The sequence below is a fragment of the Vibrio sp. ED002 genome, from assembly GCF_023277445.1.
GTDB classification, from domain to species: Bacteria; Pseudomonadota; Gammaproteobacteria; order Enterobacterales; family Vibrionaceae; genus Vibrio; species Vibrio jasicida.
The window spans coordinates 3,092,256-3,106,480 of sequence record NZ_CP080238.1 but is presented as its reverse complement, the minus strand read 5'-3'; the positions used below and the strand labels follow the sequence as shown (position 1 = coordinate 3,106,480).

Annotated in this window: 13 protein-coding genes; 4 read left to right on the top strand and 9 right to left on the bottom strand. The window is 44.9% G+C overall.

Features of this window, described 5'->3' with window-relative positions; translation table 11 throughout:
- Nucleotides 1-13: 13 nt before the first annotated feature.
- The 3 genes from prfC to ITG12_RS14470 all read right to left on the bottom strand — a co-directional run bounded on the left by prfC (nt 14) and on the right by ITG12_RS14470 (nt 2,773).
- Nucleotides 14-1,603: a peptide chain release factor 3 gene (gene prfC, locus ITG12_RS14480; RefSeq protein WP_038865904.1), complete on the bottom strand. Its 1,590-nt coding sequence runs from the start codon at nt 1,601-1,603 to the stop codon at nt 14-16.
- Nucleotides 1,604-1,906: 303 nt separating this feature from the next.
- Nucleotides 1,907-2,362, bottom strand: coding sequence for a ribosomal protein S18-alanine N-acetyltransferase (rimI, locus tag ITG12_RS14475; protein WP_038878974.1), 456 nt, complete (start codon nt 2,360-2,362; stop codon nt 1,907-1,909).
- A gap of 12 nt (nt 2,363-2,374) precedes the next feature.
- Complete coding sequence (locus ITG12_RS14470; protein ID WP_038878972.1) at nt 2,375-2,773, bottom strand: DNA polymerase III subunit psi; 399 nt, start codon at nt 2,771-2,773, stop codon at nt 2,375-2,377.
- A gap of 63 nt (nt 2,774-2,836) precedes the next feature.
- Between ITG12_RS14470 and ITG12_RS14465 the strand changes: the two genes are divergently transcribed.
- The gene (locus ITG12_RS14465; protein ID WP_038865900.1) at nt 2,837-3,289 is read left to right on the top strand and encodes a hypothetical protein; all 453 of its coding nucleotides are present in this window, start codon (nt 2,837-2,839) and stop codon (nt 3,287-3,289) included.
- An 86-nt stretch (nt 3,290-3,375) separates the two neighbouring features.
- Here the strand turns inward: ITG12_RS14465 and ITG12_RS14460 are convergent, their stop codons facing one another.
- Together ITG12_RS14460 and ITG12_RS14455 are read right to left on the bottom strand one after the other, a co-directional pair.
- Nucleotides 3,376-3,879 (bottom strand): N-acetyltransferase, encoded by a 504-nt coding sequence (locus tag ITG12_RS14460; RefSeq protein WP_038878970.1) that lies wholly within the window; start codon nt 3,877-3,879, stop codon nt 3,376-3,378.
- Nucleotides 3,863-4,390 carry an SCP2 domain-containing protein gene (locus ITG12_RS14455; RefSeq protein ID WP_005431915.1) on the bottom strand — a complete coding sequence of 176 codons (528 nt, stop codon included), beginning with the start codon at nt 4,388-4,390 and terminating at the stop codon, nt 3,863-3,865. The genes ITG12_RS14460 and ITG12_RS14455 overlap by 17 nt, the downstream gene beginning before the upstream one ends.
- 266 nt (nt 4,391-4,656) lie before the next feature.
- On the opposite strand from ITG12_RS14455, the gene ITG12_RS14450 reads away from it, so the two are divergent.
- The 3 genes from ITG12_RS14450 (at nt 4,657) to ITG12_RS14440 (ending at nt 8,758) form a co-directional block, all read left to right on the top strand.
- The gene (locus tag ITG12_RS14450) at nt 4,657-6,696 is read left to right on the top strand and encodes an EAL domain-containing protein (RefSeq protein ID WP_038865896.1); all 2,040 of its coding nucleotides are present in this window, start codon (nt 4,657-4,659) and stop codon (nt 6,694-6,696) included.
- 149 nt (nt 6,697-6,845) lie between these two features.
- A complete protein-coding gene (locus ITG12_RS14445; RefSeq protein ID WP_038878968.1) occupies nt 6,846-7,859 on the top strand; it encodes a peptidase U32 family protein in 1,014 nt (337 codons plus the stop codon).
- 20 nt (nt 7,860-7,879) lie between these two features.
- Nucleotides 7,880-8,758, top strand: coding sequence for a U32 family peptidase (locus ITG12_RS14440; protein ID WP_038866052.1), 879 nt, complete (start codon nt 7,880-7,882; stop codon nt 8,756-8,758).
- A 71-nt stretch (nt 8,759-8,829) separates the two neighbouring features.
- Here the strand turns inward: ITG12_RS14440 and vmrA are convergent, their stop codons facing one another.
- The 4 genes from vmrA to pnp form a co-directional block, all read right to left on the bottom strand.
- A complete protein-coding gene (gene vmrA / locus ITG12_RS14435; protein ID WP_248873158.1) occupies nt 8,830-10,176 on the bottom strand; it encodes a sodium-coupled multidrug efflux MATE transporter VmrA in 1,347 nt (448 codons plus the stop codon).
- Nucleotides 10,177-10,233: 57 nt separating this feature from the next.
- Complete coding sequence (locus tag ITG12_RS14430; protein ID WP_038865889.1) at nt 10,234-10,647, bottom strand: MarR family transcriptional regulator; 414 nt, start codon at nt 10,645-10,647, stop codon at nt 10,234-10,236.
- A gap of 97 nt (nt 10,648-10,744) precedes the next feature.
- A complete protein-coding gene (nlpI, locus tag ITG12_RS14425; RefSeq protein WP_038878965.1) occupies nt 10,745-11,668 on the bottom strand; it encodes a lipoprotein NlpI in 924 nt (307 codons plus the stop codon).
- A gap of 184 nt (nt 11,669-11,852) precedes the next feature.
- Complete coding sequence (gene pnp / locus ITG12_RS14420) at nt 11,853-13,985, bottom strand: polyribonucleotide nucleotidyltransferase (protein WP_038865885.1); 2,133 nt, start codon at nt 13,983-13,985, stop codon at nt 11,853-11,855.
- Between the last annotated feature and the right edge of the window lie 240 nt (nt 13,986-14,225).

The window sequence follows — 14,225 nt, the reverse complement described above, 5'->3', positions numbered from 1 at the left end:
GAGTTAGATTCGATTAGTGCTCGCGAGTCGCACGGAAATCGATATCAGGGAAACGTTCACGCGCTAGGTTTAAGTTAACCATGGTTGGTGCGATATACGTTAGGTTATCGCCACCATCCAACGCTAGGTTAGTTTGGTTCTTACGCTGGAACTCATCCAATTTCTTCGCATCACCACACTCAACCCAACGCGCCGTTGCCACGTTAACGCCTTCGTAGATTGCCTCAACGTTGTATTCTGACTTCAAGCGAGCCACAACCACGTCAAACTGAAGTACACCAACCGCACCAACGATCAAATCGTTGTTTTGTAGTGGACGGAATACCTGTACCGCACCTTCTTCAGAAAGCTGAACCAGGCCTTTTAGTAGCTGCTTCTGCTTCAATGGATCTTTTAGACGAATACGACGGAACAGTTCCGGTGCAAAGTTTGGAATACCTGAGAACTTCAACGCTTCACCTTGAGTGAACGTATCACCAATTTGAATCGTACCGTGGTTGTGAAGACCAATGATGTCACCCGCGTAAGCGTGTTCTGCACGAGAGCGGTCACCCGCCATGAAGGTAACCGCATCCGAGATACTCACTTGCTTACCTAGACGAACGTGGTTCATCTTCATGCCTTGTGTGTAAGTACCCGAAACGATACGCATAAATGCGATACGGTCGCGGTGTTTTGGATCCATATTTGCTTGAATTTTGAATACAAAACCTGAGAACTTGTCTTCTGTCGCTTCAACGTCACGTTCAACCGCTTGACGAGTCTTCGGTGCTGGAGCCCACTCAGTCAGACCTTCTAGCATATGATCTACACCGAAGTTACCTAGTGCTGTACCGAAGTAAACTGGCGTTAACTCACCCGTTAGGAACGCTTCTTGGTCAAACTCAGGGCAAGCGCCCATTACAAGTTCAAGCTCTTCACGAACGCTTGCTGCCAAGCTTTCACCCACTTTCTCGTCAAGCTCAGGGTTATCTAGGCCTTTGATGATACGAACTTCTTGGATCTCATGACCGTGGCCAGATTCGTACAGAATCGTTTCGTCACGGTGAATGTGGTAAACGCCTTTAAACTCTTTACCACAGCCGATTGGCCAGGTAATTGGCGCACACATCATGCCAAGTTCGTTTTCAACCTCGTCCAATACTTCCATTGGGTCACGAACGTCACGGTCAAGTTTGTTCATAAAAGTTACGATTGGAGTGTCGCGCAGACGAGTAACTTCCATCAGCTTACGAGTACGATCCTCGACACCTTTCGCCGCGTCGATAACCATCAAACACGAGTCAACCGCCGTAAGTGTGCGGTATGTATCTTCCGAGAAGTCTTCGTGTCCAGGAGTATCAAGTAGGTTAACCAGACAATCGTTGAAAGGAAACTGCATGACAGACGTGGTTACCGAGATACCACGTTCCTTTTCCATTTCCATCCAGTCTGATTTTGCGTGTTGTGCGTTACCACGACCTTTAACCGTACCTGCTTTTTGGATTGCGTTTCCGAATAACAGTACTTTTTCAGTAATGGTGGTTTTACCCGCATCCGGGTGAGAAATAATAGCGAACGTTCTACGCTTAGAAACTTCGCCTAAAAAAAGGGGATTTGACATTAGTTAATCTTCTAAATTACTTTCATGCTCACAAAATGGGCAAGCATATCTACTATTCGATATTGTGCGGTATTCTCGCTTATTATCGCTATGCTAGCAAACTGGAAAGACATGAACTCAATTTGCTCGGTTCATCCTCTCTTTCCCTAGGGCTCACATTCCCTAGCGCCAACAATGGAAAACTAGCTCCACACAAAGAGATGTAAAAAATTCAAAAAATTATTATTACATATTCAATAGCCTCGAAGTCAGATACGCATTTATAGCATAAGTGTTGATGAGGTAATTCGTAATGACTAAAAACTAAATCAAAAATAAGTAACTCATAATGATGGCATCTTCTTTGCCATTGCCCGTTTTAGCAGGGTAATAGTTGTAACGACGATCCACTTCATTAAAGCCCGCTTGTTCATAAATATGAATAGCTGGATGGTTACTTTCACGCACTTCCAACCAAGCGCTCTCTGCTTTTGCTTGTTCACAGTATTCAAAGAAAGCATCCAAAAGCTTCTGACCTAAGCCTTTTCCTTGTTGGTGCGGTGCTATCGCGATGTTGAGTAAGGTCACTTCACCCACAATATTCTGCGCATAAAAGTAACCCAATACTTGATGATCTTCCGTCATCACATGATGACAAGCACCTCGACTCGATAAATCTCGAACCAGTGATTCAGCCCAAGGGTGAGAATGTGCTTGCTGCTCAATTTGCCAAACTTGATCTGAGTGTTTAGCTTCCATCGGCGTAATTTGAATCGTCACGCTTTTGCTCCGTTACGAATACGAACAGATCTGCTGCCACAAGGCGCGACGTTGTTCGTTGTTGCCATCAATATCTTTCAGTAGTGGGGAAGTCAGTTGTTTTGCATTAACGCTTGCATCTATTTCACACCCAGCAAACCATACCCACTCCAACTCGTGCTCGCCTAAAGAAGATACTCGGCTCGGTTCTAAATACAGCGCATCGTCGAGCGAGAGTCTAATGCTCTTCAATACACGCTCAAACATCAAAGCTGTCTCGTTTTCAGGACACATTGGCGATACCAATAGGAGTTTACAAGAACTTTGCAAATCCAATAATGGCGACTGATAGCCTTCCAATCTTTCTGGGTGAGTCAGCTCCCATGTGCTGATCCCCATTTCATGTAAATATTGTTTCTCGTTAATTGACATCTTTTGTCACCTATTTGAACGAGGCAATCCTACCAAAATTTCGCATTTAAAGTCAGAGGTGTTATGAAGCTTTTCCAATCATTCGCAATCACATTGCTCATCGCGACCACCAGCTTTACTACTTTTGCTAAGGATAGCAACGATGGTTGGGAGCTGATCGCAGAAAAAACCGTAAACTTCCAAACGGAAACTGATACGGTTGAGCCAAATGGTCTTTTCAAAAATCGTAAATTCAGCAAGATTAAAATCAAGTGTACTCAAGGCACCATGAGCATCAAGAACATGAAAGTGACCATGACTGATGGCAGTGAAAAAAAACTCAAGACCATGGTCGGCACTTTAACCAAGGGCATGTCGACGCGCGCATGGACTCTACCAGGATCTGAAGATGCTAAATTTAAGCGTCTGGATATGGAATACAAAAGCTGGGGTAACATGACTCTGAATGCCGCAGGTATGAGCAAAAAAGCCAAAATCGAGGTTTGGGGCAAAAAACGTATCCAAGAGCAAGATTAATCCACGCTTTCTCTTTGCGCATCGACAACAAAGCCCGCTTTTTAATGCGGGCTTTGTTTCTCTAAGTCGAGTAGATAGACGGCAAACTACAACTCAGAAAACTCTGGTGAGTAATCAATACGACCTGAACGACCATCACACTGGTCTTCTACTAATTCAGCGACACGGAATGCACCTTGTGGAACTTCCCATGCACAGTCAAAACCCATCTCTTCACCAGCTTCAAAACCTTGACGAGCGTAGTATTCTGGCTCACCTAATACCACACAGACTGGGTAACCAAAATCACGTAAAGAATCGAAACCTTCTTTAATCATTTCAGCCGCAATACCTTGACGACGGTAGTCTTCATGTACCGCCAGTGGTGCAAGCCCTTGCCAAGACAAATCTTCACCGTTTAGCGTCACAGGACTAAACAATGCGTGACCAATGACTTCACCTTCATCTGTACATGCTACCAACGACAAAGTGAGCTTGCCGTTTTCACGTAGGCGCATCACTAGATTGGCTTCCGCCTCAGTGGGGAAAGCATGTTTCAATAGGCGGTCAATGGTCAGAATGTCCGCAGGGGCTTCAGTTCGAATAAGCATTCGCTACTCCGGTTTCTTGTGCTGGTGCTTGAACGCCTTTTTGAACAAAGTCAGCCAGTTGGTTCAGTGCAACCTGCATTGCTTTTGGTAACTGCTCTAAGTCGACACTGTCCATCAGGTTTTTCACTTCCAAGCCAAGCTCGGTGTCACCTTCAATAGAAAGGCGACGTTGGAAGAACAGCGTGTCAGGGTCTTCTTTACGACCAGCAATAAGTACTAGGTCGTTAAGGTTACCACTAAAACTCACATCTTCCTGAACCGGTTTCTCTGCTACCACTAACTTTTCATCTTGGTAGCTGATATACCATGCTAAGTTCAAGTCTTTAATCGCAACTTTTAGCCACTTGTCTTCAAGGAACTCAAAATCGCCATCTTCTAGGGCTTCTTTGAACACCATTTTTAGGCCTTCTAACAAGGCTTTTTTCTGAACAGTTTGTGGCAATAACTGGACTGGAGATCGCAAAATTGATGCTGCGTTCTTTACTAGTTGACTGCGAATCTTGTTTAACACGCTAATTATCCGTTACTTTGTCATAAGGTCGTTTATATTACGCAATAGAGTAATACCAGTACCTGTTATGTATCAATAAAACTGTTTGTTTTAGAAGTAGGCAGTTTTACCAACCTTAGCGTCGTTTTTTTGACCTTACGTGTATTATTGACGCTAAGTCGTGGATAAACGCTTTAATAACGGTATGTTCAAAGTTATAGTTATCAAAATAGCGTTTTTATTACACGGACGAATAATCAGGCTCATTGGAGATCGGTAACACCTTAATGCCTTCCCAGCAATTACAACATTGGTTTGCAACGCTAACCTCAAATAGCCCTTTCTTTTTTGCCATTCTTGATAAGAAACACAATTATCGAATGGTAAGTGATCGCTATTGTGACATTGCAGGCTTAGGTCATGATGAAATCATCGGCCTTAACGACAGTCAGGTATTGGGAGAGCAGTTCTACAAAAAGCTCGCGCCCTACTATCAGCGTGCCTTCAAAGGCGAGCATGTCGAAGCAGAAATCACACTCGACGAAACCGATCTCGAAACCAGTTTGCACTTCAGTCTTTCTCCGATTCACGAAGAAAACGAAATCCGTTTTGTGGTTTTTCATGCCGTCGATACATCAGAAAAACAAATTCTGGTTCGCTCTTTAGAAGAATCTGAGAGCAAGTTTGCCAAGCTCACCCAGCTCTTACCTGACGGTTTATTGCTTGTTGAAGATGACATTATCATCTCTGCAAACCCTGCTTCAGCTCGCTTACTAGGGTTAAACTCTCCCCACGAATTACTGGGTGAAGAGCTTACTCGCTTGTTCATTGATGAAAACAGCAAAAAGGTTTTCACCCATCGCATCAGCACGCTGTTATCAGAAAAGCCCTTTGTTTGTTTAACCAGCGCACGTTGTGGATTTGAACGTAAAGTCCAATTGCATGCGGATACTACGGCAATTCTTGGTAGCGAGTCCCAAATCATATTGATCCAAGACGCTGATGATGCGCCAAAACTACTCTCTTCTGCCACCAATGAAGACGCACACATTGATTCACTGACCAAGCTGTATAATCGCTTTGGCTTTACTAAACGATTAGAGCAACTTATTAAGAGCCAGACACCGTTACTGGTTTTCTACCTCGACATCGATAACTTTAAGAATATCAATGACTCACTTGGCCACCACATCGGTGACAAAGTAATTCAAGAAGTCTCCGCCCGCCTAAAACGCTCTTTACCTAATCAAGCTATCATTGGTCACTTAGGCGGTGACGAATTTGGCATCATCCTGCCTGAGCCAGAAAACACTCGCATGGCGGAGATTTTATCTGAGCGCATTATTTCTCTGATTAACCAACCTTTCGATCTGCATCATTTCAGTAAACGCCTAGCATGTTCAATTGGCAGTGTGCGTTACCCAGAAGACGGGCAAGACGCGCGCATTCTGCTACAAAATGCTGATACCGCGATGTACGAAGCGAAAGACCGAGGTCGTAACCGTCTGATTAAATTTAACGATCAGATGAACAAAGAAGCACGAATGCGTTTGTGGTTGGAGATCGAGCTACAAAAAGCATTGCAGCAAAACGGCTTAGAAGTATGGTACCAACCAAAAGTTAACGCCCGTGACTTCAGCATTAACGGTGCAGAAGCGTTAGTACGTTGGAAGCATCCGGTTGAAGGTTATATCAGCCCGGGCGCATTTATCCCCGTAGCTGAACGTGCAGGCTTGATTGAACACCTTGGTCGTGTGGTAATGCGCGATGTGTTTAACACCGTAAAGCGCTGGAAACTGCAAGGCATCTTACCGGGACGCGTGGCGATCAACCTCTCTCCAGAGCAATTTGGTAACCCACAACTGATCGACTACATGGAAAAGCTGCTGCGCACTACCGAACTTGACCCAAGTTGTATTACCTTCGAGCTCACCGAAAGTGCAGTAATGAGCGACAGCGAACACACACTGCAAATGCTTAACGCGATCAAAAAGCTTGGTTTTGCTCTGTCTATCGACGACTTCGGAACGGGTTACTCTTCCCTTTCCTACTTAGCTCGCTTCCCTATCGATGAGCTAAAAATCGACCGCGCATTTATCAACGACATCGATACACTACCGAAACAGGTGACGGTGATTGAGAACATCATCAACCTTGGTAAATCATTAGATTTGACGGTTGTTGCCGAAGGTGTGGAAACCCACCAGCAAGCGACACTGCTCTCGAACCTGCAATGTAACTCGATTCAGGGCTTCCATTTTTACCGTCCTCAACCTAAACACGAAGTTGAAGAGTTGTTTGCGCAAAACCGCCGTCATAAGAACTGATCTCAACTGCAACAAAATCTGAGTGTTCCCCCTTACTCTCAAGGGGTAAATCTCAACTTTATTGAGCTAAACCTAACTTAGGTCAATTTCGCTATTCATAATTCTTCATAAAATGCGGGCACCTTTTTATTCTCTAAAATTGTGAGCATATGGAACTCTTGTGTCCTGCGGGTAACTTGCCTGCGCTAAAAACCGCGATTGATTGCGGTGCAGACGCCGTCTATATCGGCTTTAAAGACGACACCAACGCTCGTCACTTTGCTGGTCTTAACTTTAACGGCAAGAAGCTAGAAAAAGCGGTGCAATACGTTCATGACCGCAACAAAAAGATCCACGTTGCGCTCAACACCTTTGCCCATCCAAATGGCTTTGATCGCTGGACAAATGCCGTCGATAACGCAGCGGCTCTTGGTGTTGATGCTTTGATTGTCGCTGACATTGCGGTTCTGGAATACGCTGCTCGCAAATACCCTGAACTAGAATTGCACTTATCTGTGCAAGCCTCAGCGACCAACGTTGCGGCTGTTGATTTCTACAAACAAAACTTCAACGTGAAGCGCGTTGTACTGCCTCGCGTATTGTCTATCCATCAGGTAAAACAGCTTTCTCGCAACATCACCAGCGATGTCGAGCTGGAAGTCTTTGCTTTTGGTAGTTTGTGCATCATGTCAGAAGGTCGTTGTTACTTGTCGTCTTACATGACCGGCGAGTCACCAAACACCGTGGGTGCGTGTTCTCCAGCGAAATACGTTCGCTGGCAAGAAACAGAAAACGGTCTGGAATCTCGTCTTAACGACATCCTGATCGATCGCTACAGCGCCGGTGAAAACGCGGGCTACCCAACCTTGTGTAAAGGTCGTTTCGACGCTGAAATTGAAGGCGAGAAGAAACGCTACCACGCACTGGAAGAGCCAACCAGTTTAAACACCCTTTCTATGATGCCTGAGCTGTTTGCGGCAAATGTGGCTTCAGTAAAAATTGAAGGCCGCCAACGTAGCCCTGCGTACGTAGAACAAGTAACGCGCACATGGCGTGCAGCGATTGATCGTTACCAAGCAAACCCAGAGGCTTACCAAGTAGAAGCGGCTTGGGATGCAGCGTTGGCAAACGTATCGGAAGGTACGCAAACCACACTTGGTGCTTACCACCGTAAATGGCAGTAGAGGTTAAGATGGATAACTCAATGAAATACGCACTTGGTCCGCTGTTGTACTTCTGGCCAAAGCAAGATATTGAAGCGTTTTATGAGCAAGCAAAATCAAGTTCTGCGGACATCATCTATCTAGGTGAAACCGTGTGTTCAAAACGTCGAGAGATGAAACCTGCACACTGGTTTGATATTGCGAAAGAACTGTCTACATCTGGTAAACAAGTGGTGCTTTCAACGATGGCACTATTAGAAGCGCCAAGTGAAGTCAACATCATGAAAAAGTACATCGACAACGGTGACTTCGCGATTGAAGCTAACGACGTATCTGCAGTTCAACTGGCTTCTGAACACAAAGTGCCTTTCGTAGTAGGCCCAGCGGTTAACACTTACAACGCCCACACGCTTAACTTGTTCCTAAAACAAGGCATGACCCGCTGGTGTATGCCAGTAGAGCTATCGCGTGAGTGGCTCAGCAACACGCTGGTTCAATGTGACGAACTAGGTATTCGCAATAAGTTTGAAGTGGAAGTTTTCAGCCATGGTTACCTGCCACTGGCTTACTCGGCACGCTGCTTTACCGCTCGTGCAGAAAACAAAGCCAAAGACGACTGCGAGACCTGCTGTATTAAGTACCCAACAGGTATCCAAGTCAGCAGCCAAGAAGGTCAAGAAGTCTTCAACCTAAATGGCATTCAGACTCAATCGGGTTACTGCTACAACTTGGTCAATGATCTCCCGAGCATGGAAGGTTTGGTTGATGTGGTTCGTCTAAGCCCACTCGGTATCAGTACCTTCTCTGAACTAGACCAATTCCGTTCAAACGAGAAAGGCACTAACCCAGGCAAGATCCAAGACCGCCAATGTAACGGTTACTGGCATCAGCTTGCTGGCTTAGAAGTGAAGAACATCTAAGCCCTTCTCAGGGTTTTCAAGCCAATAAAAAAGCGAGGTGTTAACCTCGCTTTTTCGTTTGCGTTTTTCGATTAAGAAACTTGAACACTCGGCTCTACAGTACTCTCATTCATTAACTTCTTAATATCACGCCACAACATACTCATCACCACTAAGCTCAAAGCAATGTTAGACAGTGGGAATGCAATCCAAATACCAGTTACACCAAATAGCTTGGGCATAATAAATAAGAACGGTAATTGGATAACCATGTTGCCAATGGTCACAAACATGGCTTTGCTGCCTTTGTTCACCGATTGGTAGTACGCTGCAGCAACCACTAAGAAACCATCCAAGAACAATGCAAACATATGGAGGCGAATGCCGACTACTGTCGCATCAATCAGGTTTTGATCGGCATTGTTGAACACCGAGACAAACTCATACGGGAAGATGTTCATCAAAATAACAAACGCGACACCACCGAGCACTGACGTGCCCATTGCGACCTTCAACAGCTTACGAATATTGTCTTGGTTGCGTGCGCCATGGTTATAGCTCACTAAAGGCTGCATACCATTAGCAATGCCTTCCGCGATCAAGTAGTAGACCGTAACGATATAACCCAAGATGGCGTAAGCACCAATTAGCAGAGCGCTACCATACTGAGCAAACAGCGCGTTGTGCAGCGCGACCATCATTGAGCCGTATGCGTACATGAAGAAGCTTGATGTGCCGATCATGACAATCTTAGGGATAACATCAAACTGCATCTTCAAGTCACTGAAAGACAAACGCATGTTGGCTCTGGAAGTAAAGAAGTATCCCACACCAAGAATGGTGACCACCATCTGTGCTAACGCAGTCGCAATCGCTGCACCTTCAAGCTCCCAACCAAGCCAAGCAATAAACAAGTAATCAAGCACGATATTGATCACGGCACCAATCACCATCAAGATGGTGGCTAAGTTCGGGCTATCATCGTTACGCAGCAAAAACGGCACTGCGATTGAACCTAACGAGAACACACACGCCACGCTTAAGATGTGCAGGTACTGCAAACCAAGTTCGTATACTCGCCCTTCAGCCCCTTGCCAACCAATAAAGTCATCAGCGAAGAAGAACAAAGTTATTGCTACGACAGGCATCAAAGCAACTAAAAGCAAAAGACCAGTTGAAAGAATACGTTTAGCACCTTCACTGTCTTTTTCACCTTGTTTGATAGAGGCGAGTGCACCCGTACCTACGCCCACCATCATACCAATACCAAGTATCGAGCCAATGATCGGCCAGGCTACATTGATCCCGGCTAATCCATCAGCCCCTACATAACGACCGATAAAAATGCCATCTACGACTTGATATAAGCCGTTGACCAACATGGCTGCAACGGTCGGAATTGTGTATTTCCAAAACTGTTTATATATAGAGTTTTGCATGACTACCACCAATAGTTAGCAAGGCTAACTAAATAGATAAAAGAATAAAATGTATGTTTAGTTTCCGAGCGCTTTATCCAGTAGCGCTTTCAGTTGCTGTGCTTCTTGTTTATCAAGTTTACGCACGAGTTGCTCAGAAATATCCTTGTAAACCACTTGCTCTAACGACATTTCTTGAATGACTTCTTCCGTTAAAAGAACACGCTTTGAACGTGCATCTTCATTACAAGCAATGCGTTGTACTAATCCTTTTTTCTCCAAACGAACCACCATGTTAGAAGCGGAAGGTTTTGTCACCTGAAGATCCTCAGCAAGGTCCGTAATTCGAACGCCCTCTGGGTAAAGCTGGATCACTCGTAGATAATCAAACTCGTTAAAGCTCAAATGAGAAAGCGGATCTTCCTTGGCATAAACACGCCACGCTTTTGCACAAAAACGTTCCAAATCAATCAAGCTTTTTTCTAATGCCATTGAGTACAATCCATTTAGTTAGCAAGGCTAACTATTTTAGTGAAGAGGTTCAAAATCTTCAAGCACAAAAAAGCCGCTCTAAGTGAGCGGCCTTCTGTTATTTTGCTTCTTCTTTTTGTTGCTCGGCTTTGAGTTTAGCCAGCTGTTCTTGTTGTAGCCTATCGTATATTTGAGCCAACTCTAGGAAAGAGTAACGATGCTCAACATACTCATACACATTGAAAGAAATCGCCAATTTATACAAGGCAATTGCATCAGCCACATCCCCTTCCAGTTGATAGCGCTTACCTAAATAAAAGTAGGTTTCTGTCAGGCGCTCCGCAAGGCGGTAATTTTCACGCGTGCCATCCATAATAGCTTTAAGTGCGGCATCATCTGACACATCACGAAGCATAATGGCAACAAGCACCCATCCCCACTCTTCGCTGCGATCACGTTGGTAGCGTTTCTCTAAGTTCGCTTTCGCTTGCTCAGGGTTTTGCTCTGCTTCTATGATGTATAACCATAATGCACGGAATGGGTCACTAGGCATCTCTTCGTAGTGCTTAGTCATGTCCTCTAAAGCAAGATCAATTCGACCGCCGTAGTACAACGCAATGGCTCGATTACGTTCTGCGTAAGAGTTTTCTGGTGCTAATTCTAACGTTGAGTCAAAGGCTTCATAAGCCGCATCAAATTCACCTACCTGGGTAAAGTACACCCCAAGTAAGTTAAATATATCAGGTTGAGCAGGGTTTAATTGTAGAGACTGGTTGAAGTCCAAACGAGCAAGATCACGAAGACCAACGCTGTCGTAGTAGTTACCACGTTCGTAATGCATTTTTGCGCGCACTTCATCACTTAGATCAGGGCGTTGTAAAAGCTGAGACAGACGCGCGATCTGAACCTCTTGTTGAACACTCGGCTGCAGAGGAACTGCCATCGGTGGATAGATCCATTTCTCCGATGATTGTTGAGATGTATTAGCACAACCGGTCAGCGCGATAGCAACACATAAACTTGCGGTTTGAAACCATTTCACTAATTAGTACTCCTGTTTGGACCGCTCTGGGTTTGTTTCTCTTTTATGCACTATAGGATAGTTAACCTCATTTGAGGGTAAATACTTCGAAACAAACCAAAAAAAAAGGGAGCGAAAATGCTCCCCTTTTATAGCATGCTTTCAGGCTCTTAAGCTAATAAAAGACCAAAAGTCGAAACTAAGATTACTCACCTTTCGCTTCAGATGCGTCAGACGCCTCTTCTGCTGGCTTCTCTACTGCTTCTTTCATGCTTAGACGTACACGGCCTTGACGGTCGATTTCAAGAACTTTAACTTGAACTTCTTGACCTTCAGCTAGGTAGTCAGACACTTTCTCAACACGCTTCTCAGCGATTTGTGAGATATGTACTAGACCATCTTTACCTGGAAGGATAGTAACGAATGCACCAAAGTCTGCTAGACGAGCTACTTTACCAGTGTAGATACGGCCTACTTCAACTTCAGCAGTGATCTCTTCGATACGGCGGATAGCTTCTTTCGCTGCAGCACCTTCAGTTGCTGCAATCTTGATAGTACCGTCGTCTTCGATTTCGATAGTTGTACCAGTTTCTTCCGTTAGAGCACGGATAACTGCACCACCTTTACCGATAACGTCTTTGATCTTCTCTGAGCTGATCTTCATTGTATGAATGCGAGGAGCAAATTCAGAGATGTCTTCACGAGCACCAGAGATTGCTTCATCCATTACAGATAGGATGTGCTTACGTGCACCTTGAGCTTGGTTAAGCGCAATTTGCATGATCTCTTTGGTGATACCTTCTATCTTGATGTCCATTTGAAGTGCAGTGATACCAGATTGAGTACCTGCTACTTTAAAGTCCATGTCGCCTAGGTGGTCTTCGTCACCAAGGATGTCAGAAAGAACAACGAAATCGTCACCTTCTTTAACAAGACCCATTGCGATACCCGCAACAGAAGACTTGATTGGCACACCTGCATCCATAAGAGCAAGAGAAGTACCACATACAGAAGCCATTGATGAAGAACCGTTAGATTCTGTGATTTCTGATACAACACGTACTGTGTATGGGAACTCATCTACAGATGGCATTACTGCAGCGATACCACGCTTAGCCAGTTTACCGTGGCCGATTTCACGACGCTTTGGAGAACCTACAAAACCTGTTTCACCTACACAGTATGGAGGGAAGTTGTAGTGTAGTAGGAAGTGATCTTTACGCTCACCAGTTAGCTCATCAATGATTTGAGCGTCACGTTGTGTACCTAGAGTCGCTGTAACGATCGCCTGAGTTTCACCACGAGTGAATAGCGCGCTACCGTGGGTACGTGGAAGAACGCCAGTACGTACGTCTAGCGCACGAACCATGTCTTTCTCACGACCATCGATACGTGGGTTACCAGCGATGATGCTACGACGTACAACTGTCTTCTCTAGATCGTGGAAGATAGTGTGGATTTCTTTAGTGTTCGCTTCTGGATCTTCAGCAAGTAGCACTTCGTTTACTTCTGCCGCGATTTCGTGAATGCGGTCGTAACGAGCCATCTTTTCTGTGATTTGGTAAGCTTCAACAAGTTTCGCTTCTGCTAGCTCAGCAATCTTGTTGTTAAGCGCAGTGTTCTCTTCAGGAGCAACCCAATCCCAAGCCGGAGTAGCAACTTCAGCTTTGAATTCGTTAATCGCGTTGATAACAACTTGTTGTTGGTCGTGACCGTAAACAACCGCAGCTAGCATTTCTTCTTCAGTTAGGTTGTCTGCTTCTGATTCAACCATTAGTACCGCAGATTCTGTACCTGCAACCACTAGGTCTAGCTTAGATGCATCTAGCTCTGTGTTGCTTGGGTTTAGAACAAGTTGGCCATCAACGTGACCAACACGCGCAGCACCGATAGGACCGTTGAACGGGATACCAGAGATAGCAAGCGCAGCAGAAGTACCGATCATTGTTACGATATCTGGCTGAACGTCTGGGTTTACAGACATTACTGTCGCGATAACCTGAACTTCGTTTTTGAATGCATCAGGGAATAGTGGACGAATTGGGCGGTCAATTAGACGAGCTGTTAGCGTTTCGCCTTCAGAAGGACGGCCTTCACGCTTGAAGAAACCACCAGGGATTTTACCTGCCGCGTAAGTACGCTCTTGGTAGTTTACTGTTAGTGGGAAGAAATCTTGGCCTGCAACCGCTTCTTTCTTACCTACAACTGAAACGAATACTGCTGTATCGTCCATTGTAACCATTACTGCAGCCGTAGCTTGACGTGCGATAACGCCAGTTTCTAGAGTAACTGTGTGGTTACCGTACTGGAACGTTTTAACAACTGGTTTTTCGAACATTGTTATTCCTTGTTTCCGAGCGTTCTTTACGAATAAAGGCGCCTCAGAGTGTGTTAATTGACACTCAAGGTATTACGAATCGCGACTAGTAAAAATGGACTGAGTCAGACTGAAGTACACTTTTAATAGTCGCGACCTTTTGGTCGACTTGGTTGACTGTAATACGATGAGCTTAGTGAAAATCTCAAAACGAGATTTAGCCGCGTGTAGTATAACGGCATAAGTTTGATTTGGCTAAGT

Bases quoted from the DNA above. Each gene is read 5' to 3' on its own strand.
- pnp (WP_038865885.1), bottom strand. From the start codon at position 13,985: ATGTTCGAAAAACCAGTTGTTAAAACGTTCCAGTACGGTAACCACACA.
- ITG12_RS14460 (WP_038878970.1), bottom strand. From the start codon at position 3,879: ATGCTTATTCGAACTGAAGCCCCTGCGGACATTCTGACCATTGACCGC.
- prfC (WP_038865904.1), bottom strand. From the start codon at position 1,603: ATGTCAAATCCCCTTTTTTTAGGCGAAGTTTCTAAGCGTAGAACGTTC.
- ITG12_RS14430 (WP_038865889.1), bottom strand. From the start codon at position 10,647: ATGGCATTAGAAAAAAGCTTGATTGATTTGGAACGTTTTTGTGCAAAA.
- ITG12_RS14465 (WP_038865900.1), top strand. From the start codon at position 2,837: ATGAAGCTTTTCCAATCATTCGCAATCACATTGCTCATCGCGACCACC.
- ITG12_RS14450 (WP_038865896.1), top strand. From the start codon at position 4,657: ATGCCTTCCCAGCAATTACAACATTGGTTTGCAACGCTAACCTCAAAT.
- ITG12_RS14440 (WP_038866052.1), top strand. From the start codon at position 7,880: ATGAAATACGCACTTGGTCCGCTGTTGTACTTCTGGCCAAAGCAAGAT.
- vmrA (WP_248873158.1), bottom strand. From the start codon at position 10,176: ATGCAAAACTCTATATATAAACAGTTTTGGAAATACACAATTCCGACC.
- ITG12_RS14445 (WP_038878968.1), top strand. From the start codon at position 6,846: ATGGAACTCTTGTGTCCTGCGGGTAACTTGCCTGCGCTAAAAACCGCG.
- ITG12_RS14470 (WP_038878972.1), bottom strand. From the start codon at position 2,773: ATGTCAATTAACGAGAAACAATATTTACATGAAATGGGGATCAGCACA.